The following is a 26,394-nucleotide window of genomic DNA, read 5'->3' on the forward strand; positions in this document are numbered from 1 at the left end:
CACTCCGCCTCAACGACGGTCCGTACCTATGATCGAATTGACCCGCGACACGATTGACTACACCACCCTCACCGAATCGGTCCGTTCCGACCAAGCGGGAGCCGTCGTGTTATTCCTCGGCACCGTGCGAGAAATGACCGCCGGACGACAAACCGCCGCTCTGGATTACGACGCTTATCCCGAAATGGCGCTCGCCAAATTGGCCGAACTGGAGACCGAAGCCCGCGATCGCTGGCCGGTGATCGAAGTGGCGATGATCCATCGTATCGGGCATTTGGAGCTGGGCGAAGTCAGCGTCGCCGTCGCCGTCAGCACCCCCCACCGCCCCGACGCCTTCGAAGCCGCCCGACACCTCATCGACCGCCTCAAAGAAATCGTCCCGATCTGGAAAAAAGAAAACTTCACCGACGGCACCACAGAATGGGTCCACCCCGGCACCACCCCAGAGTCCGGCGAAACGGGAAACTAGCCACGGATTCACACAGATCAAACACGGAAAAGAGCTATGATGGAATTGGCTCACAAAGATATCACCGAACAGATCATCGGCGCGGCTTTTGAAGTACATCAAATACTCGGTTACGGTTTCCTAGAACGGGTCTACCAACGGGCCATGCAGGTCGAATTGCAAAGTCGTGGCTTAAAATCCGAGATCGAAACAGCGATCAAAGTGGTGTACAAGAACACAATTGTGGGAGAATATCGCGCGGATTTGCTTGTCGAGGACGTTGTCCTTGTGGAGATCAAAGTCGCCAAGGAGTACAATTCAAATGATGAGCCACAGTGATTAAACGAACTCAAAGCAACCGGTATCAAAACGGGCCTGTTAATTAACTTCGGTCAACGCAAAGCCGAGTTCAAACGATTAGTTTACTGACGGTTACTTTTCCGTGTTTCATCCGTGTTAATCCGTGGCTAAAACCTTTAACCAGCGACCGTGATCATGACTCAGCAACTCATTGACAGCTTCGGACGTGTGCATACGAATTTGCGGATTAGTGTGACGGATCGTTGCAATATCCGCTGCTTCTACTGCATGCCGGCGGAGAATGTACAGTTCATGGATCGGGAACTGCTGCTCACGTTTGAGGAAATCGAACGTCTTGTCCAAGTCGCCGTGCGGTTGGGGGTGAATAAAGTCCGCCTCACCGGGGGCGAGCCGCTTGTCCGTCGGGACCTGCACAAACTGGTGGCCAAGATCGCCGCCATTCCGGAAATTCAGGATATCGGCGTCACCACCAACGGCATCCTGCTGGGCGAACAAGCTCAGGAGTTGTATGACGCCGGCATGCGACGGATCAATGTCAGCCTCGATGCCATGAACGCCGCCAAGTTCAAGGAAATCACGCGACGCGACGGATTCGAAAAAGCGATCGAAGGCATCCAAGCCGCGCAGAAAGTCGGCTTCAACCCAGTCAAAATCAACGCCGTCGCTGTTCGGGGACTGACCGAGGACGAGGTTGTTCCGTTGGGGGAATTCGCACGCCGCACGGGCGTCGAAATTCGCTTCATCGAATTCATGCCGCTCGATGCCGACAACGCCTGGGAACGCGACAAGGTGCTCTTTGGCCATGAGATCATTGAAATCCTCAGCCGCGAATTCGGGCCAATGACTCCGCTCGGACAAACGGATCCCGGCGCACCGGCGACCGATTTTGAATTCGCCGACGGCCGCGGACGGATTGGTTTGATCGCCTCGGTCAGCCAACCCTTCTGCATGAGCTGCAACCGCTTCCGCGTCACTGCCGACGGCAAACTCCGCAACTGCCTGTTCAGCTTGGAAGAGACCGACGTGAAATCGATCATTCGCGGCGGCGGCAGCGACGAGGAAATTGCCACAGCCATGCGCGCCTCCATCGCTGCCAAAAAAGAAGGCCACGAAATCAACACCGCCCGCTTCATCCAACCCGATCGGCCGATGTACTCCATCGGGGGATAACATTAGCCACGGATTAACACGGATCATCTGGTTCCCATACTCTGTTCGGGACCCCCATTTCTCGAAGCTCCGCTTCGAGAGCCCCCAGCGCCAACCAAATTCCCAAACAAGCCGCCGCTAGCGAAGCAGAGCTTCGCGAATGTGCGTTCCCAAGCCAGAGCATGGGAACGAGTTCCATGTCCGTGTTTCATCTGTGTTCAATCTGTGGCCATGAATCCCGTCAACCGTATCTATCTCGACAACGCCGCCACCAGTTTTCCCAAACCGGAGGCCGTCTACGATGCCGTCGATCATTACAATCGTCACCTGGGCATCGCCGTCGGACGCGGGGCGTTTGACCAGGCAGTTGAGTTACAAGGGAGCGTGAATCGTTGTCGCTCGCGGGCGGCGGAATTGTTGGGAGCCGAGTCGCCCGACCGTATCGCCTTCACCTTCAATTGCACCGATAGCCTCAACACCGCCCTGCACGGTTTGATCGACTCCTCCGCACACGTCGTGACGACCGATGTGGAACATAACTCCGTCCTGCGACCGCTGCGGGAATTGCAGGACCGGCTGGGTATCGAAGTCACCTACGTCCCCGTCGATGCTGTCGGCCGCGTCGCCCCGGAAGAGATTCGTGCTGCTATGCGACCCGACACAAGTGTCGTGGCTGTGAATCATGCGTCGAATGTCACCGGCACGATTCAACCAATCGCTGACATTGGTGAGATCGCGCGGAATGCCGGCGCAACTTTCGTCGTCGATGCCGCTCAATCCGCCGGGCACATTCCGCTCAATTTGGCCGAATTGCCGATCGATGTGCTGTGCTGCGCCGGACACAAAGGCCTGCTCGGCCCGTTGGGGACGGGATTGTTGTACGTGCGGCCGGGCATCGAACAGCGGCTGCGGAGCTTGCGGCAAGGGGGCACGGGGACGCAGAGTGAAGACGACCGTCAACCGGACAGCCTGCCTGACAAATACGAATCGGGCAATCACAACGCCCCCGGCTTGGTCGGCCTAGTGGCGGCGCTCGATTTTCTAACCGAGCGCGGCATCGACAACATCCGCGCCCACGAACAGCAACTGACCGCACAATTGTTGGAAGGCCTAGCCGCCATCCCCGGCCTCACACAATACGGTCCCACCGACCCGACAGAGCGCGTCGCCGTGGTGAGCATCACGCTAGAGGGTTTCGACCCGCAGGACTTGGCAGGCATCCTCGACGACAGCTTCGCCATCCAAACCCGCGCCGGCCTCCACTGCGCCCCCCGCATCCACGAATCCCTCGGCACCAAACAGGCAGGCGGCACCGTCCGCCTCAGCCCTGGGCCGTTTTCAACGGCAGAGGATATCGACGCCGCCGTTGAAGCACTGCAGGCCATCACGACGTAGATCTTGCGCTGCATGACGCGGTTAGTATTTCACGCCTCTGATCCCATCAGGCATGTAACCACCCACCGCAACCTGATTTGTACTTCAAACGCTGGTGCACTAACATCGCTTCCGCCGGTGGCTTTGCAAAGCAGCCTCCCGGCGCACCCCTCGTCATCCTTCGAGTTCCCTCCAGCGCATTTCAACGGCCCTTATGAAAATCAAATTCGCGATCACCTGGAACTCGATTCGTTCCAGCTATTGGTTTTTGCCCTGTCTGATGGCGGGCGGCGCGATGATTTTGTCTCTGGTTACGCTCAAGATCGACTACACTCTGCTGGCCAACAAAGGCGGCACAAACTGGTACTACCCCGGCGGCGCCGACGGGGCCAGGGCGCTCTTAGCGACATTGGCCGCTTCGATGGTGACCATTTTTGGGGTGGTGTTTTCCATCGTCATCGTGGCACTGACGCTCGCCTCATCACAATTTGGGCCGCGATTACTGCGGACATTTTTACGCGATCGCGTCGATCAAGTGGCCATCGGCACGTTTATCAGCACGTTTGTGTATTGCGTGCTCGTGCTGCGAACCGTGCACGCCAGTGGCAATGATCCGTTTGTTCCGGAGATCTCCGTGCGGACAGCAATCCTACTGGCGCTGTTCAGCTTGGGTGTGCTGATCTATTTTATCAATCATCTCTCCGCATCATTGCAAGCCTCGCATATCATCGCGGCGGTGGGTGCGGATCTCGACATCACCATCAATCGTGAATTCGATGCGACGTTGGATGATGAGAAATTCGATTCCAATGCCGCGGATGACTTGTTCGCATCCGCCACGTTTGCCGTTGGTGCAACCAGCCGTGGTTACATCCAAGCGATCGAACATACTGAGCTGCTGCAAATGGCCGAAAAGCATGATTTGCTAGTTCACGTGCCGGTCCGATCGGGTGACTTTGTCGTTCCCGGCGACACGATTGCCTTTACGTCCGCTGAACTGGACGATCCCAATCTGCTCTCGTCAACCGTTAACACGGCCTTGCTGCTGGGCGTCGACCGGACGAACGAACAAGATGTCGAATTCCCCGTCAATCAACTGGTCCAACTGGCCATCCGGTCGCTCTCGCCGGCGATCAATGATCCCATCACAGCCATGATGGCAATCGAACAATTGCGCGCCGGGTTGTGCCGCATTGCCGAACATGCCATGAAATCGCCCGTACTGACCGACAGCCAAGGCGTCGCGCGCTTGCTGGTGACGAAACAAACCCCCGAACACATCACCGACGCCGCCTTTAGCCTGTTGCGGCAATATGGCAGCAGCAACTTAGAGGTCACACTTTCGTTGCTAAATATGATCGAGCAAGTCTCACGCCGCACAACCGACCCCGCTTTCCACCGCGCACTCTTCCGCCAAGCTTTGCAAATCGAACTCGGCTCGCGAACCGGATTACCAGCAGAAGCAGACCGCAAACTAGTCGCCGAACACTACGCGCGACTCACACAACTACCCTGGCCCGCCCTGCCCAAAACCACGTGATGGGTGAGAGTCTTGCGTAGGTCAGGCTCCCGCCTGACGCGAAAAATACGTCGAGCGACTGTCTGACCGACCGCACTATTTGTTGGGAAACAATTCATCTTCAATTTCAAGTCGCCAGAGGATGCGATGAAGGGTGTTCGGAAACTTGTGGAGTCGCGATTCAAACAGCGGCTGAAGGAAAGCTATCCCGATTTTGAGAAGGTGAAATGCGAAGGGCTGGAGTATGATTTGGTTCATCGATGCGAATCGTTTAGTGGCCTCCGCTGCTATTTGATTTTGTACGTAGACGGACGTAAAAGACAGTTTTCGCCCCACTTGGCGGTCGTTCCAAATGATAAATCTCCGGCATTCGCCCGATATGGACAGCCAAGTGATGTCGAGCTCAATAACAATGGAATTCAATTTGCGATTAGCATGTTTGGGGACAATGTAGCCTGTTCGTGGTGCATCAGGGAAGAATACGAATTGCCACCAGCCGAGTGGGACCTGTTATTCGGCGACAGTTTGGACTTCATGTTTACACGGGATCAAGAGCGGGAATGGATGGCGGATCATCCCGAGCTATACCCCGAGCCCTTGTGTGATGATGAGGTCAATGTCTTTGTTCGCGTCGATCACATGTTTTCCATGATCGACAAATACGCGATTCCCTATTTCCGCAAGATGTCAGAGATTTATGCGAAAGAGAATTGAAGCCTACTCGATTTGTGTGCTCACGAGGTAAGCCATGGATATCGCAGTAATGTTGTTGCTCGACCGCAACCTGCCGGGCATCTCTCCGGACGATTTGGAGGGGAGACAAATATTTGCTGAACAGAAATTGCTCGACAACCTGGCCGAAAAATGTGGAGTCCAGCCATTGTCTGATTTTACATCCATGGACGAAGTCGACTGTGCCGATTTTCTAGGCGACGACATCGAGGGACTGGATGAGATCCCATCGGTGGAGTGGTTTGATGCCAGCCAGGGATTAGTGACGGTTGAGGCATTGCTTGAAGCAATCGGTGATGAAGTAACCGCAGACGCTAACAAGGAATTGGAGGCGGAACTTGAGTCGTTTCGCGCCGTGTTGAAATCGGCAGCGAAAGTAGATGTCCGGTTTCGATATATGATTGCAATGTAGTCGACGCCCAAGGCCCGAAGGCTGCCGCGGTACTATCTGCGGGAACGCTGAGTAGCCCCGACAGATACTCCTCGCGGGACGGCGCAGCCGTGAAAGAGGTTTGCGAATCGCCAGAAACTTTGCGGCAAGTCCGCCCACCGGCATCTTTGGCCCAGAGAGATTCGACCTGGGGCAGCCACACTGGTGGACGAGCCGCCAGTGGCACCCGTTTGGGGGCTTTTTAATGGTTGCTGTTCAGCCAACGAACAGCAATGGGGGCAAGCACGCTTTGCGCAGCGACGACCGGTTAGCCGGGTGAAGGCTGACTGCTTGCCACTTCGAAGCCGCGACTATTCTTCGGCTTCGGCTTTTGCATCGTCGGCAGCAGCTTCTGGTTCGGCAGCAGCGGCGGCCGGTTCGTCGGCTGGCGGGGCGGTGAAGACCATGCCGGGTACCGTGATTCCCGTCACGCGGACAGAGGTGTACTTTTGACGGTGTCCGGTGTGGGTTCGTGAGTTTTTGCGGCGGCGAAACTTCACGATTTCGAGCTTTTTGCCCTTGGTCTGCTCGAGAACTTCGGTTTCGACGGCCGCACCCTCGATCATCGGTTTTCCGATGGAGCTGGTTTCGCCGTCGTTGGCCAACAGGACGCGATCAAACTTGAGGCTGTCCCCTTCGGCCGCAGCTTCCCGATAGTCGACAGTCAGTCGGTCACCGACCTGCACCTGATGTTGGTGGCTGCCATCTTCAAAAATTGCAAACATCGCCAAAACCTTATTTCGCTCTAAACTTTTTCGAAAAAAGCCTGTTGGGGCGAGCCCGACTCGTCTCCGTCCATGTCAACTGCTTCTCTCCCTGCTTCGGGGATCAGAGAAGCTGACATCTGGGGGGCATGTCCGCCACCGGCTAGATACCATGATTCCTTACGCACTGCTTCCGCAGACCGGTAGCGCCGAAAGGATAGGACGCACCATTGTAGCGGGTCATTTACGAGATTTCGACCCATTCTCGGCCATTATTTTGACTTCATTTCCGGTCGCATCGGTGCACCGCATGATCAGATGTTCGGGACTCACGTCCGTCCGCGAGACGAGATTGATATCCACGGTGCCTTGCTCCTCGAATGAGGCAATATCGCGGCGTTTTTTGTTGTTCAGGTAATCGGCCACCTGTTCGTGAATTTCCACAGAAATCCCCGACACATCCTCGCGGCTGATCGTATTGAGCAACACGCGGATCACCTCAATCGCCATGCTTTCGGCAGTTTTGACCAATCCGGCCCCCTTACAACAGGGACAATCCTCGAACACGCTCCGTTTCAGTGACGGGCGAATGCGTTGCCGCGTCATTTCGATTAAACCAAACGGGCTGATTCGGAGTACCTTGATCCGGGCTCGGTCGCGGCGAATTGCCTCGCGTAGGGTCCGTTCCACCGACCGGCGATGCCGTTCGTCACGCATGTCGATAAAGTCATTGACGACCACGCCTCCCAAATCGCGGAGACGTAACTGCCGGCAGATCTCGGTCGCAGCCCGCAAATTCACCTGATAGGCGGTTTCCTCCGCATTGTTATCCGCACGGAAATTGCCGCTATTGACGTCAATAGCCACCAGCGCTTCGGTCTGGTCGATGACGATCGAGCCGCCCCCCTCCAGCGGAACTTGCCGCTGCTGGATGCGGGCAATTTCTTCTTCGATGTTGTATTTGTGGAAGATCGGTTCCTTCCCCTCGAAGAATTTGATGCGATTCACGTGCCGGGGTAGCACGGCTTTGACAAATTCGCGCGCCCGTTGATAGGCACCTTCTTCGTCGATCCAGACCGCATCGATTTCGTTGTTGTAGATGTCGCGAATCGTGCGGATGATCAGGTCGTTTTCCTGATAGATGTCCACCGGCGCGACGGTCTTTTTCAACCGGCGCACGATCGTTCGCCACAATCGCAACAGATAGCTGAGGTCGCGCTGCAGGTCTTTTTTCGTCCGGTCGATACCGGCGGTACGAATGATGAAGCCTAAGCCCTCGGGTGGATCGAGTTCTTCGAGGATCGTCCGCAGTTTTTTCCGCAAGTCATCGTCGGCGATTTTTCGGCTCACACCGACGCGTTGCAGCCCGGGCATGAGTACCAAGTACCGGCCGGGGATGCTGATGTAGGTGGACAATGTCGGGCCTTTGGTGCCGACGGCCTCTTTAATGACCTGCACGAGCACTTCGCTGCCGCGGCGGAAGATCTCCTGAATCGGAGGCTTGCTGCGCTCATTGCGTTCGCTGGGGCGGCGGCGCCCCTTGGTCGGGCGGCCCGGACCGCGACCGTTGCCGCCGGATTGCGGGAGGTGCTTGTAATATTGGTATTCGACGTCGCTGACGTGCAAAAAGCCGTTGCGGCCCACGCCGAAATCAACAAAAGCCGCTTGAATACTCGGCTCGATGTTGACGATCTTGCCCTTGTAGATGTTTCCGACGTAGCTCTCTAAGCTACTGCGCTCAACATACAATTCCTCCAACACGCTGTCTTCGACGACAGCGATCCGGCTTTCTTCCGGCTGGAGAACATTGACCAGCATTTCCTTCTTCATGGAGTACCCTTCGTCGGCATTGACGAAAAGCGCGGGGCTTCGATGTCTGAGCCGCAGCGGCGTGACACGTCGTCGCGGTGTGGAAACGTTTCCCTCCGAGGACCGACCAACCGTTTTCGCTATTACCGAAACACGCTTCGTGAGCGAAGAGCGTTGTCGACGGTAGCGCGGGTTGGTTCGCGGGTCTCGGCGAGATGCGATCCTGATCGAAGCCTATCCTATTCAATGTCTTCAGCGACTTCTTCGCGCGACGCGTACGACAGGCGAAATCGCATGTCGGTGGCGCCGAGAGGAACAGGCGACCGGGCCTGGCTGATGTCAATTCGCGGTATCGTCCCGCCGACAGTTTGCGTCGGAAGCGACTAATCACAACGAGTAGTGCATCCGCCGTTGATGTCGAACGCAACTGTCGCTCGACGGCGTACTCACTCGGGGATCCGAATTGACCCTGCCGGCAGGCAGGGACTTGCCAAGAGCCGTTCGACCGGACTCTCTGCTCGCGGGCCGTGGCGCAATTGCCGACGGCGCCGTCATCGAGCAGACAACCGCGTTCACTTGGCCTAGCTGATTGTTGAATAGGAATTCGCACTATGATTCAAACCTGAATCAATCCGTCCCGGGCAATGCTGCCGTAACATGGCCGGGTGACGCGGGAAGGTTTGACGAGTCGCGATTCGACACGAAAAAGTTCCCTATGTCCGTTGTACAATTGTAAATTGTCTCCGTTGGGTTTTGCCGACGTGATTCAGAACGACTGAATCTCGAATTCCCACAGGGGTGGGAATCGATCGCCAGCCCGTCGCCATGCGCTGACTTCAGCACCGGCGGCGGATTGCCAAACGTTCCCCCGAATGATGATTCAGGAAAATTCGTCCGGCGATATTTTCTTCAACTCACCTCGTAAATAGTTTTCGACATCACGGGCCACATCCAAGGTATCCGCATGAGCGGCAATTTCCTCGGCCTGTGGAATCGTAATGCTGCGGATGACCTGCTTAATAATCGGAAGCGAAAACGGGGTCGCACTCATCTCGCGGATCCCCATGCCGATCAACACAGCCGTATACAATGGGTCGCCGCTCATTTGCCCGCATACAACAACCGGAGTATCCTTTTTTGCAGCAGCTGCGACCACCATGCGGATCAGCCGCAGGATAGATGGATCTGCTGCACTGTAAAGATCTGCGACGGTCGGATTGGCCCGATCCACCGCCAATGTGTATTGAATTAAATCGTTGGTGCCGATCGAAAAGAAATCGACCTCCTCAGCGAACCGGTCGGCCAACAAAGCGGCCGACGGGACTTCCACCATCATGCCGACTTGAATATCTCGACAAAACGGGATCCCTTCCTCCTCGAGATCCTCCATGACATCCCCGAGGATCATCTTCGCTTGCCGCAACTCCAGCACCGAAGTGACCAAGGGAAACATGATCCGGATATCGCCATGGACGGCGGCTCGCAAGATAGCGCGCAGTTGGGTTTTGAACAATCCCAAATTCCGCAAAGTGAACCGAACGCTCCGCAACCCAAGTACTGGATTGGGACTGACTTCCGCTAAATCCTCCAGCGAGTGCGGGAACTTCTCCGCCCCCAAATCCAGCGTGCGGACCACAACCGGTAGCGACGGAATCGGATCGACCACACGACGATATGCGTTGTAGTGATCCTCTTCACTCGGTTCCAGGTCACCTTTCAAATACAGAAATTCTGTGCGGTACAGCCCGACTCCCTCAGCCCCCCGCTTGATGCAGTGGTCGACCTCTTCGGGGAATTCGATATTGCCATACAATTTGATGGGAACGCCGTCAGCCGTCTTCGATTCCAGTTGGCCCAAGAGTTCCAATTTTTGGTTGGCCGTTTTGATCCGATCCCGTGTGACACGATATCGTTTGAGGGTCGGCTCATCCGGATCGATGATCACTTCGCCGTGATTCCCATCAATGATGATCGTGTCTCCCCCGGAGACATCGCTCAAAAATGGACCGACTCCCACGACGGCGGGGATTTCTAAAGCTCCGGCCAGAATCGCTGTGTGGCTCGTGTGGCCGCCGACTTCTGTGGCGAAACCCAACACGAATTCGGGATTCAGACTGGCCGTCTCGCTGGGCGTTAAATTGGTCGCTAGGACAATCACCGGCTCGGTAATGTGCGCTAACTCTTCCCTTTCGGTTCCCAACAGATGCCGCAACAGCCGTTTTTCGAGGTCGAAAATATCGACCGCTCGCTCGGCCATATACTGATTGCCGAGATTCTGAAACAGCTTGGCGTAGCGTCGCAGGACGCGACTGGAGGCGAACTCCGGGGCATAGGTCCGTTCGCGGATCAACTCCTCGATTTCTTCGCGGAGCTTGGGGTCGCGGGCCAGATTCAAGTGTGCGGTAAAAATCGCGCCATATTGGGCGCCGAGACGCTCAGATGCCAGACGCTCGTTTTCGGAAATCTCGGTGCATACCGAATCGATAGCCGACCGAAAGCGAGCCACCTCGATATCGACCACATTCACGCTGACGAATCGCCGCGGTATCCGGAAATCTTCCGTTCCTAATACCAAGGCCGGTCCTGGAACAACTCCAGGAGATACGGCGATTCCGCGCTTTATTTCCATACCCGAATCCACTGAGAGCTTAATCGCCTCTATTGAATGCCGTGCGTTCAACTCGCGGCAAAATTTGTTCTGAACAATTGATCTAACGCGTCAATTGCTTCCTGCGCACCGTCTCCATTTGCCTCGAGCACCAACGTCGTGCCTTTTTCCGCAGCCAAAGTCAACACATCCAACATGCTTTTGCTGTCCACCGTTCTGTCTCCCTTGCGGATCGTAATATCGCAACCAAAGGCCTGGGCGGTTTGCACAAGTTGAGCCGAGGGACTCATATGCAACCCGTTTTCCAGGTTAACGGTCACTTCACGAGTGCAAGCAGATGGTGTACTCATACGAAAAGACACGGAATGTTTGAGACGAGACAAAAATTGATTGACAACCAGACCGCTTCAAAAACGCAGCGAACATGAGTCGATAAAACTCGGCGACGCCGAAACTCACAAAGCTGCTTGAACACTCATTGCGATCAATCAATACGGAAACGAGAGAATCAATCGAGGCTTCCCGCCACCGAAACCCATTGAGGCGGCGACCTAGAGTTGGTCGTTGTCCGCTTCGTCCAACAATTCCACGATTGCTTCGCCCGTTTTGGACTGCCGTAGAAAGCTACAGAAATTCTGGTTGCGCAAATGACGAGAAATGCTTTCCAATGCTCGCAAGTGATCACCAGGACGGTCGGGCGGTGAAACCAGCAAGAATAGAATATAGACGGATTCACCGTCCAGACTCGCAAAGTCCACACCATCCTGAGCAATGGCGATTGTCGCCACAAGTCGATCGACAGACGGGTGTTTCGTGTGAGGAACAGCGACTCCATTACCAATCCCGGTGGAGCCTAACTCCTCACGTTTCAAAATGGCCGCAACAATACTCTCTTGATCTTCCGCCTGAATAGCGCCCGTCGTTCCCAGGCTGCTGACCATCGTGCGAATCGCGTCCTCTTTGGACGTCGATTGCATATCCGGTAGAATCGCCTCTGAAACCACGAAGTCCGACAACTTCATGTATGACTCCTTACCAAACGATCTCCGAGTTGCCTGGACCCGAAAATCCCTGTCACCCATTTTTGAATGGGAAAATTTGACTGCTGACATAGACATGCTGATTCCATGTTTCCGAAGTCCAAACCCACGCAGTTGGCGGCGGCCCGAAAAAACGCCTCTTGCCGTGCATGACTACTCGAAACACAAATCAGCCCAACACTAATCTCTTTGCCACTCTCTGAAACCACATCGTGCGTGCCTAAAAACACAGCTGCATTCGCTCTGCGGGCATTTGCACCACACCAAACGACTGCTCCGCACACCGTTTCTCACGGCAGCTTCCACATCTCCCGGCAGAATCAATCCGCCGATTCTTCATCAACGTCCGGCTCTTCAGACTGCACGACCTCATTCATCGGGGGTGTGCGGCGATGATCCTGAAGTTTTTCCTTGTATTTCCTGACTTGCTGTTCCATCTTGTGCAATGTCACGTCGAACGTCGCCCGCGCGGATGCGCCCGCGTCGCTAGCGACAAAGTTATGCTTATGTTCAGCATCAACAAGGATCTCGACCTTCACGCGATCCTTGCCTTCAAAATCAACGGTCACACCAATCGCCGTGACCCGCTCAAAAAAGGTCAACAGCTTCTCGGACTTTTGAGCAATGTATTCATGGTCGTCTTGATGTAATTCACCGTGGCGACTCGTGATCGCAACTTGCACCGCACAATACTCCTCAATCTCAGCGTCTTGCCAATTGACTGCCGACTGGCCATTCGTCCCCGCGGGATGCCGGTCACAAACCATGCCCCCGCTTACGCGACAAATTCAACTATTCTACTAATCAAATAAATACGTAACGTCAAAACAAACGTCTTGAGGCACAACCGCGCATCAAGGCAGACGGGCAGCGGCCACCCCTCGGCATCAGAATGACCGAAGGGGGAGTCCCCTAACATCCCCAGCATTGTAGTGGGCGCATTCGCATCGTCAATTCAATCGAAAATGCGCAACCAACAGCGGCGAAATTACGCGGCGACGAACACATGCCGTGTCCGTAACGACTTTCGCAACGATGTACGGAACTGCATTCCGTCGCCGGACAACAAGACGTTTCCGCGAGTGTAGCCTTGCGCCACGACAATTGCCAGTGGCAGACGCCACCGCACAGGCAATGTGGAGCAGGAAATTTCGTGCTCTCAAAGCGGAGTGTGCGGAGCATTTCGCTCACGACAGTCGCCACAAGACCCTGAAAGCAGAGATGTTGCGACATCGACGCTGCCTAACGTCATTCGATGCGCATCTGGCAAACGCTCGGATTGGGAGGTCAAAATCGCTGAGATCCTGGTCGTATCACCCAGCAGGCATCGCCTTGGGGACAGCCGCTTGATCTTCGGTGATGGCCGGACGAGATTCCGTCACCGGCAATGGACGGTGGCCTTGACGTTCGAATTTGCCGCGATCATCTTCCGTTTCCTGCGATGGAATCGCGGAAACATCCATGGAATCCTCGTCATCGCTACCAATCGAGGGTTCGAGCGCGTCCATATCCCGGAATTCCGGTTCCGACTGGGAAGGCAGACGATTGAAGGGGGACAATCGTCCCAAAGTCGCCGGCGAGCCGCCGGAGAAGACCTGGCAACCGGCGAGCAAAAAACAACCTATCCACATCGCTGTCGCCAAACAGACTCGGTTTGACCCCATATCATCATCCTTGAAGAATTGATCAACGCGCGAATCCTTTCGCACGTCAAATTTTTAAGATGCGTGTGACACCAATAACGACTTAGCCGCCGGGGAGTGAGGCGGGCTTAATAACAAGAACCCCCAGGTCCGAAAAGCCCGATCCGGCAAGTCGCCGCCGCAAAAGTCGCGAAAATGGCCCGAAAATGACTCCCGGTCAACGCGAATCGACAAACCACCCCTGAATTGTACCGTCAGCATGATTGACGCAACTGAATTGATAGATTAAGTTTTCATTCGCTATGCCCAGTCCGTTGCGAAACGGGGCGGGCATTGTGTAGAATCTGCGACTCGACTCTGGCCTGCGGCGCGCGAAAAATGCGTTTTTCGCTGACCGATTGATCCGGGCGAAAGCCGCAGAATCAGGCCTGAATTCCGAGATGGCCATGCAAAGGATGTCCAGGAATCGTCCTACGCCTGCATGACAGCCAATCAGACCATCCTAAGAGAGCCGGCCATGCCGAGCAAAATTGGGGTGAATAACAGGGTTTTCCAGGGAGCGCAGGGCGGCGCCCCCAGACTGAAAAACACAATTTTTCTATTTTCAAGGTACACAGCACAGTATGATTTCTAATGGAAGGGGCGGCCCCCCCAGAAAACGGCGCAGAAAGGCACGGCTGAAGAGAAAGCTGAAATGCCGTTTTTGTCCCGATGGTTGTGATCGCTCACCCCGACCGGTGTACGTCGACTACAAGGACCTGCGCACCTTGAAGATGATGCTCAGCCGCGACGGGCACATCTTGGGCCGCAAACGTTCCGGTACCTGTGCCAAATATCAGCACGCTGTGCGTCGTGCCGTGCATCGCGCACGCTTTATCGGTCTGCTCCCCTTCGTCAATCGCGAGCACCCGTAAGCAGCACGATGGAATGCAGCGGCGGTTCACCCGCCAAAAAGCATTCCTTGTACAACCTGCGTTGTACAATACGGATCTACGAATCGAAAGAAGACGCGCCGGTCACTATTGACCGGCGCGTCTTTTCGTTTTCTCAGAGGCGGTGGATAACCGCCCGTCGACCGTACTGGCTAAACACAACAGGTCTAGCGAAACAGAGTGGCCAAACGCACGAAACTGGTCCGTACTTTGCTGCTCACCGTATCGTCCGCCGGGGGAGCTGGCGGCGGGGTGCCGTCATCCACCGGAGCCGGTGCCATTTCCGGGCTGTAAGCCGGTCCGTAGTTCGTTCCACAGGCCGGTGCACAGGCTGTGCAGCAAGTATTGGCACAGCAGTCCTCGACCTTGTATCCTGCGACACGCAAGGCCTCTTCCGCTTCGCGGCGTACGCGGCGATTACAGTCTCCCAAAGCTTGCGTCAACGCACAGATAACCTGTTGGTTGCAGCAGCAAGGATTCTTGCGAAGTTGATCGCCAATTTCGTCAGCCGCCTCACCCCGCACTCGGTGATCGCTGTCGTTTAAGGCATAGGTCAAGGCGCACATGATTTCTGGATTGCACGCGCAGCTGAACTTGTCGCCCAACTTGTCGATCGCCCGCCGACGCTGCCGTGCGTAACAGGCCGTTTGCGATTTCTGAATGTAATGCGCGATCAGGTGCACGTTATCGTCGCAGCAGGTCGTATTGCCACAGCCCATTTGCGGTGCGCAACAAGATTGCGGAGCGCAGCAAAGGGGAGCAGTCTGCGTGCAGCAGACCGGTTTGCAACACGAGCGCTGATAATTGAATTTCGTGGGACAGGCCGGGCGATAAACCACCGGCTGGCAACATTCCGGTTGGCAAGTCATTGTGCAATCACAGCTTTTCGCGTCTCCATGACCAGAGAACCATCCGGCGTTTGTGGTGCTGCTTGAAAACAGGGCGATGCCAATCGCTCCACAGAGAGTGAACCATTTCATGAGATTTCCGATCCTTCATTTTTCAAAGTAGTTTGAGGTCCGTGGTCAGACCCAAAGTTGCGACGCCCATAGCTGCGGCTAGCGCAGATTATTTTGAGGCGTCGAGTGTGAGCGTCACGTTGTCGCAGCGGCTCGTTGGATTCTGTCGTTGGGACAACTGCCCAAGGAGACCAACAGAGGGCGACGCGGTTGCCAAGCGTCTATCTTGGAACCAAACGCGTGACTCCTATCTCATTTATCGACGTGGAAAATTGGCCGCTTTAAGATGAAACGCGCATTTTGAGATTGTCAAATCACGGCCCCCAGCGCGACCTCGTCTCGGTTGGGCGGGTTGCGGGATTCACGCCCGAGGTTGCGGCGCCGGCAGCAAGCACATCACCCCGCAAGCTTCGCCACCTCCCCGCAGTTTGCGCGACCAGAACTCAAACAGGGAACCGAATTTTTCTCTCAAAAAACCAACCACGTGGTGAACTGACGATCCCCTGGGACGCCGGCGCGAACCGGGCAACGTCTTGCAAACCGATATCCGCGCCTCTATTATTGCTCTCGATGACTCCACCCGCCTGATTGTCTTTCCTGCATACGAACTGAAATACGATGGCCCAACCGAAAGTCTGTGTTCTCCGCGCGCCTGGAACGAATTGCGACGTCGAAACGGCGTTCGCCTTTGCCACAGCTGGCGGTGACGCACAACGGGTGCACCTGTTTCAGCTGCTGGAGTCACCGTCGTTACTCAACGAGTATCAGGTGCTGTGTATTCCCGGCGGGTTTAGCTACGGCGACGATGTGGGAGCCGGTGTGATTTTCGCCGGGCAATTGCGGGTGAAGTTGGGTGAGATTTTGGGCGAGTTTCTAGCGGCCGACAAATTGGTGCTCGGCATCTGCAACGGCTTTCAGGTCTTACTCAAAGCGGGCATTCTGCCCGGCGGCAGCGAGACATGGCAGCCCGGTGCGGACCGCGTTCCGACAGCGACGCTGACTTGGAACGACAACGGAAAATACACCGCCCGCTGGGTGACGTTGGGTTGCCAAGGCAGTAACAGCGTCTTCTTGCAGGGCATCGACGAAATCGACCTGCCGATTGCCCACGCCGAGGGACGTATCGTCGTCCGCGATCCGGCGACGGTGGAGAATTGGTTAGAGCACGGCCAAGTGGCGCTTTGTTATCGCGAACCGGCGATGGCCACCACTGCTGTCGGCGAATTGACAGCGACCGCCGTTTCCTTCCCTGCCAATCCCAACGGCTCGGGCGGTAACATCGCCGGGCTGAGCGATCCGACTGGCCGCGTGTTAGGGTTGATGCCGCATCCCGAACGCTTCATTCACGGCACGCAACACCCGCAATGGACGCGTCGCCCGCAAGTGGATGACGGCGACGGCATTCAATTGTTTCGCAATGCGATCGCCTATTTCGACTAGCGGCTTGGCAGCTAATCAAAGTTTGCCGGTTCCGCGGCGGTCCGTTCCCCGGGAGCTAAGCTTTCGATCAATTCGTTCGTCTGCCCCTCCCGTTTGCGAAGCGTGAAGGCGTCGTGGAGTCGTCCCACAGCGGTGCGCGATTCGTATTTGAGATAATCGTGGTCAATCGTGATCACTTGAAACAGCTGGATTCCTTCGGCGCTCGACGAAAAACCAAGCTTACCGACGCGTCGCATTTTCGGACCGCTGACCGAAACGACGTACACCGTACCCGCGGAAACAACAGTACCGGCGCCGCTTGATTTGTCTTGGTAGCCCCGGAGACTCGTACGGCCGTAACAATGGTCGTGCCCTTGGAGTACCAAATCGACGCCGTACTTGTCATATAGTGGCTGCCAAGCCTTTCGCAGGTGCGCATTGTTATCGGAATCGAACGAGACCGAGTACAACGGATGATGGTGCATGACGATCGTCCATTGGTGCGGGTTGTCCGCGAGGACTTTTTCCAACCAGACCGCCTGCTCCTCGATCCGTTCGTTGCTGTTCAGGACAATGAACCTGACTCCCTGGTAGTCCAGCCAGTAGGTCGTGTCTTCGAGTCCGGGCGGGCCATTGGGGGGGAACTGAAATTGCGGCTGCCAAAAGACGGAGAGCTGCTTGGTCGTGCGGCCGACTCCATGCTCATATTCATGGTTTCCCGGCACAGCCAAGGAGGGAGTGACGGCATTCACCCAGCCGGCCGCCTCGTGCCATTCGCCCCAATCCGAGTCGCGCCCTTGCCGATCAACTAAGTCGCCCGCGTGCATAAAAAACCGGGCGTGCGGAGCGGCCGAATAGGCAGTTCTCAACAATCTCGACCAATGCGAATGGATCCGTTTTTGCGCGTCGCCGAAATAAACAAAGCTAAACGGTTCAGCCTCCGCTGCAGCGGTGCGAAAATTATTCCAAGCGCTCCAGTTTTCGCCATCCCCCAAGCGATAGGCGTATGTGGTCTTGGGAGTTAAACCGGTGAATTCGGCGGAGTGGTAATGGTATTTCCCCAAGTCGCTGATAATCGGTACAACGGTCGCCGAGACTTGCGCAGCATGCTGCTCAAATCCCGGTCCATCCTCGGCAACGGCGATCTGTGCAAACGATTGACGGACCGATGTGTCGGTTCGCCAAGTGACCGCCTGGGTGGTGGCCGGGTCTTGCGTCCAAGAAAGAATAATTCTGTCGGGGAGTACGGTGGCACGGTACTCGGCATCCGAAGGTTTCGGCTGCGTGGCGTAGACCGCAATCGCCAGAAAAGTTCCGGTGATGGCAGTGATGACAATCCTGCGCCGTCTCTCGCTCATCGTTCGTATTTCCCTATCCGCCGGCGTGCGATCGGCCGGACATTAAAATCAGCACGTGCGCAAACAGTCTCAACGCGAGAAGATGCGAAACCATAGCATCTGATATCGCCGTAGTGAGATACCGATCAACGGCACCGCATCGGCGACCGCGTCAACGGGGAAATAAACGATCGTCAACGCCTGGCCGGTCGGTTCATCCAGCGCAGCTGGATAGGCTTGCCGATTGAGGGCCAAGCCGAAAACCGGCCCGATGCTCAAGACATAGACGACCAACAAGATGCCCAGGTATCGCTTCCAATGTTTCATGTGCGGGAAAATAATACAAATTGCCATATTGAGAAACAGGAATTTCCCCTGCCGAAGTATGAAGAATCGTTTAGTCGGCCTCAGGCACGTAGACCACCCGCCTAAAACCGCAGCTTGATTTCCATCTTGTAACACATGGCTGAAATTCATAAACTCCCGCGCCATAGCGGACTGAGACTGCTGCATCGCGCAAATGGAACTGACCCAAGGAGGCAGGATGCCGACATCGATCCCCACAGAGAAGCCGTCCGCCACGATGGCTTCGCCACTTCCCTATCTGGAATTCCAACGGTTCAATCTAAAACCGCTTGCCAATCTCGAACGTTGGGTTTGGGGATTCATCTTCCTGGGCATTGCGGCCCGCAGTTTGCGGTTCCTGCTCTGCGTCCCCTTGTGGCCCGATGAGGCATATCTCGCCGCCAGTTATCTGGATCACAGCTATCTCGAAATGCTGACCAAACCGCTCGCCTTCCATCAGGTCGCGCCGCCCGGATATCTATGGATTCAATTGACGATCGTCAAATTGCTGGGCTTCAACGAATACTCGTTGCGGTTGTTTTCGCTCATCACAGGAATTGCCGGCTTGTTTGTCTTCCGGCATTTGGCATCCCGACTGACCAGCGGCATTGCCTATCTGTTTTGTGTGGCGATGTATGCGGTCGCTTATCCAGCGGTGCGTTACTCGGCTGAGGCCAAACCATATGGTTGCGATTTGTTCGTGGGCATGGTGCTAGCGGCATTGTATGTGGAATGGTACCAACGAGGACGCAGCTTGAAGTGGTTGGGCATTCTGGCCGCTGCCTCCTGCTCACTGTTGTGGTTTTCACTGCCCTCCGTTTTTGTTTCTGGCGGGCTCAGCCTAGCGGTGGGTTGGTCGTTGTTTCATCACCGAGACTGGAAACATGTTCCCGCATACCTGGTGTGGAATGTGCTGTTTTTGGGCAGTTTTGTGGGGCTGCAACTGGCCCTACGGCAGATGGCGACGGCGGACTTGCAAGGCATGCGCGAATGCTGGGAGCGGGCCTTTCCACCGTTGGATAATCCGCTGCATACTCTGCATTGGTTTGTCTACATGCTCACGGGCGAGGTTGCGCCATTTCCTGTCGGCAGCATGCGTGGCGGAAGTTCCGGCACGGTTTTGTGTTGCCTGATTGCGGTGGTCTGTCTGTGGAGCAATCGTCGCGTGGACTTGGCGATCTTGTTTCTCGCCCCACTGGGATTGAATCTGGTCGCAGCCGGCATGCAGCGCTATCCCTTCGGCGGCGGTGTGCGGTTCACCCTTTACTCCGGGACAGCCTTTTGTTTTTTGACCGGTCTGGGGGCAGCATGTATTGCGGCATGGTTCACCAAACGGTTCCCCAGCCGTAAGGTTGTGCTGACGATGCTGGTAGGGTTAACGCTGATCGGCGGCGGGACGATGGTGCGCGACTTTTTCCGGCCCTACAAAACGCGCGACATATTGCGAACGCGCGGTTTCGCACAATGGTTTTGGTTCAACAAGGCCTACGATGCGGAACTGGTTTGCCTGAAGACCGATTTGAATTTGGATTTTTCACCCTCCACGTTCGAGGGGAGTGTATCGTCGTTATACCTGTGCAACCAAAAAATCTATTCCCAGCGACACAAGGCCGGCCAGCCTCCCGATCTCACCCGGGTCTCAGCCGACCACCCGCTCCGCTGCGCGATGTTCCGCGATGCGCGTTGGGACTTCAACCAGCAGGGCTTCGACGCATGGCTGGCGAGAATGCAAGAGTCGTACGAACTATTGGCCCACGAACAGTATCCGTTTCAAGTGCTGCACAAAGACAAAGAATTCAAGCACAACTGTTACGTGGACTTGTACGAATTTGTACCCAAACCCCAAGCCGCCCAGGGGCGAAAAATCCGCACCGCCTTCGACGCACCCGGCGTGCATTGAATACACCACCGTCGTCAGGCAATCGAACCGCGCATGAAAAAACCCCCGCGATTGCAGGGGTCTGCGGCCGTGTGCGACGGGGCGCAATACCGGCCAGTGGGCGGCACTGGATTCGAACCAGTGACTTCTACCGTGTGAAGATAGCACTCTAACCACTGAGTTAGCCGCCCGGGAAGCTCACGATCTTATCGGCTGGCAGCGGGAACTTCAAGCAGCCCTCTGCGATCGATTGCGATGCGGCACCCTATAAAAAGCAGCGCCGCTCGCTCCGCAAAAACCCGATGCAGACCGTTGTCCACCGAGAGATTTCAAACCGATTCGGAATTGACGTCGGTCGGTTCGGCGACGGGCGGTTCAAATTTGGGCGAGGTTACCGGCTCGGTCTCATCATTAGCGATGGGACGCGCGGACGAACTCGGGGTGGACGTGGAATACGTTGCCTTATCGACTTCGTCTTCAATGCCGCTGACACCTTTTTTGAATTCGACAATCCCCTTGCCCATACTGCGGGCCACTTCGGGCAACCGTTTGCCGAACAGCAATAAGGCGATTCCGCCAATAATCATCATTTCCATCGGGCCAGGAGCACCGAAGAAAGCCAAAATTGGAGTGTGCATGAAATCTTCTCCCAAATGTATTGTTGTGGCCGTATGGGGGCGGGGGCATGCTTCACACCGCCTACGCCACACCGAACGTTTTTTACTGTTGTGGAAACCGCCAACCCAAACTGTCAGCTCACTCACTTCGTCGCATCGTCCGTAGCTGCGCCGATTCCCTTTTTGAACTCTGAAATACTCTCACCCACGGATCGCATTGCCGTCGGCAGCCGTTTGCCAAATAACAACAGGGCCACGACAGCGACAATGATCATTTCGTAAGGGCCAAACGACATATCGGTAGTCCTTCTCAATTGGGGGATTGACCGATTCGCATCGGCATCCGCTGGCAAAGGTCACCAAGTCGACAGCACGTCCTTGGGCTGACACAATACCCGGCTGAACCACCTCGCCTTCCATTATGGCGAGTACTAATGACGATTCCAATCCCGATTCGCGTCTAGGACAACAAACCGCCCTATGGCGCGTTGATTATTCCAACTAACGCGTCGCCGAGGTCACTCCACGGCAACAATCGAGACTGGTTATTCCAAGCCCAGAGGTTAATACCGGCAGATTACGCACAATCCACACGGACTCAATCCCAGTGAAAGCGTGCACTGCATGCGGGGGAGAGATTCGACAAAAACGGAGGCGAACACCCCGACCACCGAAAACACAATGGTGCGGTACTGAGGGATGTCCACTCGGTTTGCCCGCCTTGTGAAAGCAGGTAGGAGGAGCGGAGAGGAATATTAACTATTGTACCCGTGTCGCGACCGATGTCAACAATTGGCCCGCCATGCGCCGCTGGTCAACAACTGTAACCTGAATTCAGACTTGCCGCACCGGTGTTGTCACCGTAACGTGGGTGTTGGATTTTGATTGTGGCGATCCAGAAGTTTGAAGACGCGAACATTGTGTTGGGGGCGGCTCTCAGCCAGTCTGCTCCGCTCGTCCGCCGCACGAGAATTCACAGCTTTATCGAGTAATTTATCGTCACGGCCAGCGGCTTTCATCGGACACTACCTAATCGGGCGGACCATGATTGAAGTCCACAGATTGTTCAAAGAGTTTTTACTCCCGGGTGGTGAGCCACTCACGGCGGTCAATGGGATTTCTTTTTCCGTGGCGGCTGGTGAAGTGTATGGCCTGCTGGGGCCGAATGGGGCGGGAAAAACTACGACGATCCGCATGCTGTTGGGGTTATTACAATCGACGTCTGGCTGGGCGGCGATTGGCGGATTTCGTTCCCGCGACGCGCCCGACGAGGTGAAGCGCCGCGTCGGTTTGGTGGCGGCCAATGCTGGGGTTTACCAATGGCTGACCGTCCGAGAAATGCTACTGTTTTTCGCCGATGTTTATGGCGTCCCCGTCCCCGAAGCGAAGCAGGAACTGGTCCGGCTCAGTGAACTGCTCGGGTTCCAAGGGTTCCTCGACCAACGTTGCTCCACGTTGAGTACCGGGCAAAAACAGCGCGTGAATCTCGCACGGGCTTTGATCCATCGTCCGCCTGTTTTGTTGTTGGATGAACCAACGTTGGGACTGGACGTCTTCGGCAGCCAGGTCGTCGTCGAATTTATTGAGCACCTCCGCGACGAAGGCAAAGCGGTGATTCTCTGTACACACCGGTTGCACGAAGCCGAGCGGGTGTGCGACCGCTTTGGATTGATGCATCACGGCAATATTGTGAGCGAAGGCACACTGCAGGAATTGCGGGAACGAACCGGCTGTGAATCGTTGGTAGACATGTTTCTCAAATTGTCGGGCAGCGGCCCCGCGTTGGCAGCCTCGTTCGGAGGAGGCCCCGCATGACCCCGACACCGGAACACGAACAACCCTTGTACGCGCCTTCGACCGGCGTACTCAATCGTTGGCGACGCTTGGGTCGCTTGGCAGCCAAGGAACTGCGGGAAATTCTCCGCGACCGGCGTACGATCATCACGCTGGTACTGATGCCGGTACTGGTCTATCCACTCTTGAGCATCGCGTTTCAGCAATTCTTTTTAGCCCGCGCCGGCGATTTCCAACAGCCCGTCTATATCATCGGCGTTAAAAGTGACCAGCAATACGCTGAGATGACGAATTTCTTCGCGCGGTATGCGCCGTCGGAGGACTTAAAAGCTGATGAATCGACGGCGCCGCAACCCGACAAACCCAAAATCAAATACTTCCAGGCGCCCGATTTGCGTGCGGCTATCCAAAATGGGCAAGTTGACCTCGGTCTGGATTTCGAAATCGAATCTCCCGGCGGCATCGGTCCCGAACATGCTCTCACGGCGCGTTGTGAGTTGATCTACGACAGCACTTCGGCCAACGGTTATGAGGCGGCGCAGATCATTCGCAAGGCGGTCGACATCGCAAACAAGGAGTTTCTCCAGCAGCGGTTGGAACAGTTGGGCGTCGACCAACGCGCGGTGCCTGTCCAAACGAAAATCGAGGAATTGGAAACCGACGCCGCTACAGCCGCCGTCTCCTTGACCAGCGTGATTCCGTTGATTTTGATTCTGATGACGATCACCGGCGCCGTCTATCCAGCAATCGACCTGACCGCCGGCGAACGCGAACGGGGTACCTTGGAGATTTTGATCGCAGCTCCCATTCCGCGGATGGGTCTACTAATTGCCAAGTACATTGCCGTGATGACGGTCGCTATGTTAACAGCCTCGGTCAATTTGGCGATGATGGCCGTCACGATCAGTGTGAGCGGACTGGGAGAGAAATTGTTGGGTGGCAACGGATTGTCGCCGCAGATGATGATTCAGGTGTTTTGCCTGTTGGTGCTGTTTGCCATGTTCTTTTCGGCGGTATTGTTGGCGCTGACCAGCTTCGCCCGCAGCTTTAAGGAAGCGCAAGCGTATTTGATTCCGCTGATGCTGTTGTCCCTGGCACCGGGTGTCATGAGCCTGATGCCTGGGTTGGAACTGACCGGCACCTTGGCTGTGTTGCCGTTGATCAACATCGTCTTGTTGGGCCGCGACTTAATGCAATCCAACGTGGAATTGTCCAGCTTGGTGGCGGTCGTGGTCTCGACCAGCATCTATTCGTTGGTGGCCATTGCAATTGCCGGGAAAATTTTCGGTGCCGAGGGGGTGCTCTACAGCACGCAGGGGAGTTGGTCTGATTTCCTCAGGCGTCCCGACGAACCAACCGGCACACCTTCGCTCACCAACGCCATGTTCTGCTTGGCGTGCCTGTTTCCGGCCTACTTCATCATTAGCAGTTTGACGGCTCGGGCAGAGGATTTACCGGTGGCGACTCGTGTGTTGCTGTCGGCAGGAGCGACTGGATTTTTATTCGGCCTGTTTCCACTGGCGGCGGCTTATTTGGGGCGAGTGCGGCTGATAGCTGGGTTTTCTCTGTGGCGTCCCCAACTGGTCACTATTGTGGGTGGCATATTGCTCGGACTTTCGCTGTGGCCGTTCGCGCATGAATTCACATTGATGACCAACACGTTTCAATTGGATGATCGCTTCCAGGAAACGGCAAAGCGGATCATCGAACAGGTGCAAGCGATACCCCCCGTGCTGTTGGTCTTAGCCTATGCCGTGATTCCGGCGACGTTCGAGGAATTCTGTTTCCGCGGCTATCTGTATAACGCAATCCGCCCACGCACGACGGCGGTGCAGACGATTTTGGCGACGGCAATCATCTTCGGACTGTTTCATTTTGTAACGCAAGGCGCGCTGTCGATGGAGCGACTGGCGAATAGCACGATGCTGGGGATCATCCTGGGTTGGATGCGATACAAAACTGACAGCATTTGGCCCGGCATCGTGATGCACACCTGTCACAACGGTTTTCTGTTGATCATGGCGCACTATGCCCGCCAGCTGGAGGCTCGTTTTCCGCAATTCCAGGACCGGCAACACCTGCCTGCCTCGTGGTTGATCGGCGCGGGTGTCGTGGCAATTATTGGATTCGCACTCGTGCAGTTGTTTGCCTCACCCCCGCCGCGCGAATCTGAGACAGTTGCCCTCGAAACGTCATGATGAGGAAAGCACGCGGCGCACGTCTGCTTCGTCGACATCGGTGAAGACCTCGACATGCCCCAATCGCGTGGGCAGCACAAACCGCAATTGCCCGGCCACGGTTTTTTTATCGAGTTTCATCCGCGCGATCACGTCGTCCTGTTTCAACTCACAGCCCTCGGGAAGCTGTCTCGGCAGTCCGACCGCTTCGGTGAGCGCGATCTGCCGTTGGGCCAACGATCCGTCGACTTGACCGCGTTGCTCGGCCAATTGGGCGGCATCGACCATGCCGATCGCCACCGCTTCGCCGTGAGTCAATTCCCCGTATCCGCACAGCGCCTCGTAGGCATGCGCGAAGGTATGACCGTAGTTGAGCACCGCGCGAAGACCGGTCCGCTCGTATTCATCGGCGGCGACCACCTGGGCTTTGAGTTCACAGCTGCGGGCAATCACGTGCCGCAAGACGTCGGGCGCCCGTTGATTCAACCCCTCGACGTTTTGCTCCAAATAGGCGAAAAACTCCTCGTCGAGAATCACGCCGTATTTGATGACCTCCGCCAAGCCACTGCGATAATCCCGTTCGGGCAGCGTATCGAGCAGCGACGTATCGATGAATACACCCAGCGGTTGATGAAACGCGCCAATCAGGTTTTTGCCCTGTGCATGATTGATACCGACCTTGCCGCCCACGGAACTATCGACCTGCGCCAACAGCGTGGTCGGAACCTGCACAAACGGCACGCCCCGGGTATAGGTGGCGGCAACAAATCCGGCCAAGTCGCCGACGACTCCGCCGCCCACGGCAATCACCAACGTCTGCCGCCCGGCTTGGATGTCGACGAGTTGATCGTATAACCCCGCAACCGCGGTCAACGACTTGGAAGTCTCTCCCGCCGAGACCTTAGCGAGATGCGTCTCCCAAGCGGCATCCTGCAGACTCCGCATCACAGCGGCGGCGTGCGGCTTGTGGACGTTGGCATCGGTGACAATGAACGCCTGACGGGCAGAAACATCACGGTCCTGCGCCCAGCGTTCCACGGAGCGCGCGCAGGCTGCCAACTGATCGCTGGCGATGTCGATATCGTAACTGCGCGGCCCGAGTTCAACGCGAACGGTCTGTGAGTCGGTCTTGGGGTTCACTTGGCTTCTCCCCCGCCG

General features: G+C 56.0%; 25 protein-coding genes and 1 tRNA gene. 12 read left to right on the forward strand and 14 right to left on the reverse strand.

Going from position 1 to position 26,394, the window contains the following annotated elements; all coding sequences use genetic code 11:
* Window positions 1-28: 28 nt before the first annotated feature.
* The 7 genes from CA54_RS05355 (at window position 29) to CA54_RS05385 (ending at window position 5,955) form a co-directional block, all read left to right on the forward strand.
* On the forward strand, window positions 29-469 hold the full coding sequence (locus CA54_RS05355; RefSeq protein ID WP_146369808.1) for a molybdenum cofactor biosynthesis protein MoaE: 441 nt from the start codon (window positions 29-31) through the stop codon (window positions 467-469).
* Between the two features lie 36 nt (window positions 470-505).
* Window positions 506-787 (forward strand): GxxExxY protein, encoded by a 282-nt coding sequence (locus CA54_RS05360; protein ID WP_197532215.1) that lies wholly within the window; start codon window positions 506-508, stop codon window positions 785-787.
* A gap of 156 nt (window positions 788-943) precedes the next feature.
* The gene (gene moaA, locus CA54_RS05365) at window positions 944-1,939 is read left to right on the forward strand and encodes a GTP 3',8-cyclase MoaA (RefSeq protein WP_146369809.1); all 996 of its coding nucleotides are present in this window, start codon (window positions 944-946) and stop codon (window positions 1,937-1,939) included.
* 210 nt (window positions 1,940-2,149) lie between these two features.
* Entirely contained in the window at window positions 2,150-3,313 is a 1,164-nt protein-coding gene (locus CA54_RS05370) for an aminotransferase class V-fold PLP-dependent enzyme (RefSeq protein WP_146369810.1), read from the forward strand.
* Window positions 3,314-3,506: 193 nt separating this feature from the next.
* On the forward strand, window positions 3,507-4,832 hold the full coding sequence (locus CA54_RS05375) for a DUF2254 domain-containing protein (protein WP_146369811.1): 1,326 nt from the start codon (window positions 3,507-3,509) through the stop codon (window positions 4,830-4,832).
* Between the two features lie 126 nt (window positions 4,833-4,958).
* On the forward strand, window positions 4,959-5,525 hold the full coding sequence (locus CA54_RS05380) for a hypothetical protein (protein ID WP_146369812.1): 567 nt from the start codon (window positions 4,959-4,961) through the stop codon (window positions 5,523-5,525).
* A gap of 49 nt (window positions 5,526-5,574) precedes the next feature.
* Entirely contained in the window at window positions 5,575-5,955 is a 381-nt protein-coding gene (locus CA54_RS05385) for a hypothetical protein (protein ID WP_146369813.1), read from the forward strand.
* Between the two features lie 329 nt (window positions 5,956-6,284).
* On the opposite strand, the gene rplU is transcribed toward CA54_RS05385, so the two are convergent.
* The 7 genes from rplU to CA54_RS05420 all read right to left on the reverse strand — a co-directional run bounded on the left by rplU (window position 6,285) and on the right by CA54_RS05420 (window position 13,798).
* Window positions 6,285-6,698, reverse strand: coding sequence for a 50S ribosomal protein L21 (gene rplU / locus CA54_RS05390; protein WP_146369814.1), 414 nt, complete (start codon window positions 6,696-6,698; stop codon window positions 6,285-6,287).
* Window positions 6,699-6,917: 219 nt separating this feature from the next.
* Window positions 6,918-8,507 carry an Rne/Rng family ribonuclease gene (locus CA54_RS05395; RefSeq protein ID WP_146369815.1) on the reverse strand — a complete coding sequence of 530 codons (1,590 nt, stop codon included), beginning with the start codon at window positions 8,505-8,507 and terminating at the stop codon, window positions 6,918-6,920.
* Between the two features lie 859 nt (window positions 8,508-9,366).
* Window positions 9,367-11,115 (reverse strand): phosphoenolpyruvate--protein phosphotransferase, encoded by a 1,749-nt coding sequence (gene ptsP / locus CA54_RS05400; RefSeq protein WP_146369816.1) that lies wholly within the window; start codon window positions 11,113-11,115, stop codon window positions 9,367-9,369.
* Window positions 11,116-11,162: 47 nt separating this feature from the next.
* Window positions 11,163-11,444 carry an HPr family phosphocarrier protein gene (locus CA54_RS05405; protein WP_145380528.1) on the reverse strand — a complete coding sequence of 94 codons (282 nt, stop codon included), beginning with the start codon at window positions 11,442-11,444 and terminating at the stop codon, window positions 11,163-11,165.
* Between the two features lie 201 nt (window positions 11,445-11,645).
* On the reverse strand, window positions 11,646-12,116 hold the full coding sequence (locus CA54_RS05410; RefSeq protein WP_146369817.1) for a PTS sugar transporter subunit IIA: 471 nt from the start codon (window positions 12,114-12,116) through the stop codon (window positions 11,646-11,648).
* Window positions 12,117-12,454: 338 nt separating this feature from the next.
* On the reverse strand, window positions 12,455-12,901 hold the full coding sequence (gene hpf / locus CA54_RS05415) for a ribosome hibernation-promoting factor, HPF/YfiA family (RefSeq protein WP_231962969.1): 447 nt from the start codon (window positions 12,899-12,901) through the stop codon (window positions 12,455-12,457).
* Window positions 12,902-13,447: 546 nt separating this feature from the next.
* A complete protein-coding gene (locus CA54_RS05420; RefSeq protein WP_146369818.1) occupies window positions 13,448-13,798 on the reverse strand; it encodes a hypothetical protein in 351 nt (116 codons plus the stop codon).
* Window positions 13,799-14,400: 602 nt separating this feature from the next.
* Here CA54_RS05420 and rpsR point away from each other — a divergent pair.
* Window positions 14,401-14,691, forward strand: coding sequence for a 30S ribosomal protein S18 (gene rpsR / locus CA54_RS05425; protein WP_145374325.1), 291 nt, complete (start codon window positions 14,401-14,403; stop codon window positions 14,689-14,691).
* Between the two features lie 185 nt (window positions 14,692-14,876).
* Here rpsR and CA54_RS05430 read toward each other — a convergent pair whose 3' ends face one another.
* Window positions 14,877-15,689, reverse strand: a complete 813-nt coding sequence (locus CA54_RS05430; protein WP_231962970.1) for a HEAT repeat domain-containing protein — start codon at window positions 15,687-15,689, stop codon at window positions 14,877-14,879.
* A gap of 597 nt (window positions 15,690-16,286) precedes the next feature.
* Between CA54_RS05430 and CA54_RS05435 the strand changes: the two genes are divergently transcribed.
* The gene (locus CA54_RS05435; RefSeq protein ID WP_146369819.1) at window positions 16,287-17,108 is read left to right on the forward strand and encodes a phosphoribosylformylglycinamidine synthase subunit PurQ; all 822 of its coding nucleotides are present in this window, start codon (window positions 16,287-16,289) and stop codon (window positions 17,106-17,108) included.
* Window positions 17,109-17,119: 11 nt separating this feature from the next.
* On the opposite strand, the gene CA54_RS05440 is transcribed toward CA54_RS05435, so the two are convergent.
* Complete coding sequence (locus CA54_RS05440) at window positions 17,120-18,445, reverse strand: purple acid phosphatase family protein (protein ID WP_146369820.1); 1,326 nt, start codon at window positions 18,443-18,445, stop codon at window positions 17,120-17,122.
* Between the two features lie 69 nt (window positions 18,446-18,514).
* The gene (locus CA54_RS29155) at window positions 18,515-19,006 is read right to left on the reverse strand and encodes a hypothetical protein (RefSeq protein WP_197532217.1); all 492 of its coding nucleotides are present in this window, start codon (window positions 19,004-19,006) and stop codon (window positions 18,515-18,517) included.
* Here CA54_RS29155 and CA54_RS05450 point away from each other — a divergent pair.
* Complete coding sequence (locus tag CA54_RS05450) at window positions 18,969-20,669, forward strand: ArnT family glycosyltransferase (RefSeq protein WP_197532218.1); 1,701 nt, start codon at window positions 18,969-18,971, stop codon at window positions 20,667-20,669. The two genes, CA54_RS29155 and CA54_RS05450, sit on opposite strands and share 38 nt — an antisense overlap.
* Before the next feature lie 97 nt (window positions 20,670-20,766).
* Here the strand turns inward: CA54_RS05450 and CA54_RS05455 are convergent.
* The 3 genes from CA54_RS05455 to CA54_RS05465 form a co-directional block, all read right to left on the reverse strand.
* Window positions 20,767-20,839 (reverse strand) — tRNA-Val (locus CA54_RS05455).
* A 138-nt stretch (window positions 20,840-20,977) separates the two neighbouring features.
* A complete protein-coding gene (locus CA54_RS05460) occupies window positions 20,978-21,286 on the reverse strand; it encodes a Sec-independent protein translocase subunit TatA/TatB (protein WP_146369823.1) in 309 nt (102 codons plus the stop codon).
* Between the two features lie 122 nt (window positions 21,287-21,408).
* Window positions 21,409-21,561 (reverse strand): Sec-independent protein translocase subunit TatA/TatB, encoded by a 153-nt coding sequence (locus tag CA54_RS05465; RefSeq protein ID WP_146369824.1) that lies wholly within the window; start codon window positions 21,559-21,561, stop codon window positions 21,409-21,411.
* Between the two features lie 748 nt (window positions 21,562-22,309).
* On the opposite strand from CA54_RS05465, the gene CA54_RS05470 reads away from it, so the two are divergent.
* Together CA54_RS05470 and CA54_RS05475 are read left to right on the forward strand one after the other, a co-directional pair.
* Complete coding sequence (locus tag CA54_RS05470) at window positions 22,310-23,080, forward strand: ABC transporter ATP-binding protein (RefSeq protein WP_146369825.1); 771 nt, start codon at window positions 22,310-22,312, stop codon at window positions 23,078-23,080.
* Window positions 23,077-25,257 carry an ABC transporter permease subunit/CPBP intramembrane protease gene (locus CA54_RS05475; RefSeq protein ID WP_146369826.1) on the forward strand — a complete coding sequence of 727 codons (2,181 nt, stop codon included), beginning with the start codon at window positions 23,077-23,079 and terminating at the stop codon, window positions 25,255-25,257. The genes CA54_RS05470 and CA54_RS05475 overlap by 4 nt, the downstream gene beginning before the upstream one ends.
* Here the strand turns inward: CA54_RS05475 and aroB are convergent.
* A complete protein-coding gene (gene aroB, locus CA54_RS05480) occupies window positions 25,252-26,376 on the reverse strand; it encodes a 3-dehydroquinate synthase (RefSeq protein ID WP_146369827.1) in 1,125 nt (374 codons plus the stop codon). The two genes, CA54_RS05475 and aroB, sit on opposite strands and share 6 nt — an antisense overlap.
* Window positions 26,377-26,394: the final 18 nt, after the last annotated feature.

It is taken from the genome of Symmachiella macrocystis (assembly GCF_007860075.1).
Classification (GTDB): Bacteria; Planctomycetota; Planctomycetia; order Planctomycetales; family Planctomycetaceae; genus Symmachiella; species Symmachiella macrocystis.

Coding starts and splice junctions, on each gene's coding strand:
- rpsR (WP_145374325.1), top strand. CDS start 14,401: ATGATTTCTAATGGAAGGGGCGGCCCCCCCAGAAAACGGCGCAGAAAG.
- CA54_RS05460 (WP_146369823.1), bottom strand. CDS start 21,286: ATGCACACTCCAATTTTGGCTTTCTTCGGTGCTCCTGGCCCGATGGAA.
- CA54_RS05440 (WP_146369820.1), bottom strand. CDS start 18,445: ATGAGCGAGAGACGGCGCAGGATTGTCATCACTGCCATCACCGGAACT.
- CA54_RS05375 (WP_146369811.1), top strand. CDS start 3,507: ATGAAAATCAAATTCGCGATCACCTGGAACTCGATTCGTTCCAGCTAT.
- CA54_RS05420 (WP_146369818.1), bottom strand. CDS start 13,798: ATGGGGTCAAACCGAGTCTGTTTGGCGACAGCGATGTGGATAGGTTGT.
- CA54_RS05465 (WP_146369824.1), bottom strand. CDS start 21,561: ATGTCGTTTGGCCCTTACGAAATGATCATTGTCGCTGTCGTGGCCCTG.
- ptsP (WP_146369816.1), bottom strand. CDS start 11,115: ATGGAAATAAAGCGCGGAATCGCCGTATCTCCTGGAGTTGTTCCAGGA.
- hpf (WP_231962969.1), bottom strand. CDS start 12,901: ATGGTTTGTGACCGGCATCCCGCGGGGACGAATGGCCAGTCGGCAGTC.
- CA54_RS05355 (WP_146369808.1), top strand. CDS start 29: ATGATCGAATTGACCCGCGACACGATTGACTACACCACCCTCACCGAA.
- CA54_RS05435 (WP_146369819.1), top strand. CDS start 16,287: ATGGCCCAACCGAAAGTCTGTGTTCTCCGCGCGCCTGGAACGAATTGC.
- rplU (WP_146369814.1), bottom strand. CDS start 6,698: ATGTTTGCAATTTTTGAAGATGGCAGCCACCAACATCAGGTGCAGGTC.
- CA54_RS05450 (WP_197532218.1), top strand. CDS start 18,969: ATGCCGACATCGATCCCCACAGAGAAGCCGTCCGCCACGATGGCTTCG.
- CA54_RS05470 (WP_146369825.1), top strand. CDS start 22,310: ATGATTGAAGTCCACAGATTGTTCAAAGAGTTTTTACTCCCGGGTGGT.
- CA54_RS05475 (WP_146369826.1), top strand. CDS start 23,077: ATGACCCCGACACCGGAACACGAACAACCCTTGTACGCGCCTTCGACC.
- CA54_RS05370 (WP_146369810.1), top strand. CDS start 2,150: ATGAATCCCGTCAACCGTATCTATCTCGACAACGCCGCCACCAGTTTT.
- CA54_RS05410 (WP_146369817.1), bottom strand. CDS start 12,116: ATGAAGTTGTCGGACTTCGTGGTTTCAGAGGCGATTCTACCGGATATG.
- CA54_RS05430 (WP_231962970.1), bottom strand. CDS start 15,689: ATGAAATGGTTCACTCTCTGTGGAGCGATTGGCATCGCCCTGTTTTCA.
- CA54_RS05380 (WP_146369812.1), top strand. CDS start 4,959: ATGAAGGGTGTTCGGAAACTTGTGGAGTCGCGATTCAAACAGCGGCTG.
- CA54_RS05395 (WP_146369815.1), bottom strand. CDS start 8,507: ATGAAGAAGGAAATGCTGGTCAATGTTCTCCAGCCGGAAGAAAGCCGG.
- CA54_RS05385 (WP_146369813.1), top strand. CDS start 5,575: ATGTTGTTGCTCGACCGCAACCTGCCGGGCATCTCTCCGGACGATTTG.
- moaA (WP_146369809.1), top strand. CDS start 944: ATGACTCAGCAACTCATTGACAGCTTCGGACGTGTGCATACGAATTTG.
- CA54_RS05405 (WP_145380528.1), bottom strand. CDS start 11,444: ATGAGTACACCATCTGCTTGCACTCGTGAAGTGACCGTTAACCTGGAA.
- CA54_RS05360 (WP_197532215.1), top strand. CDS start 506: ATGATGGAATTGGCTCACAAAGATATCACCGAACAGATCATCGGCGCG.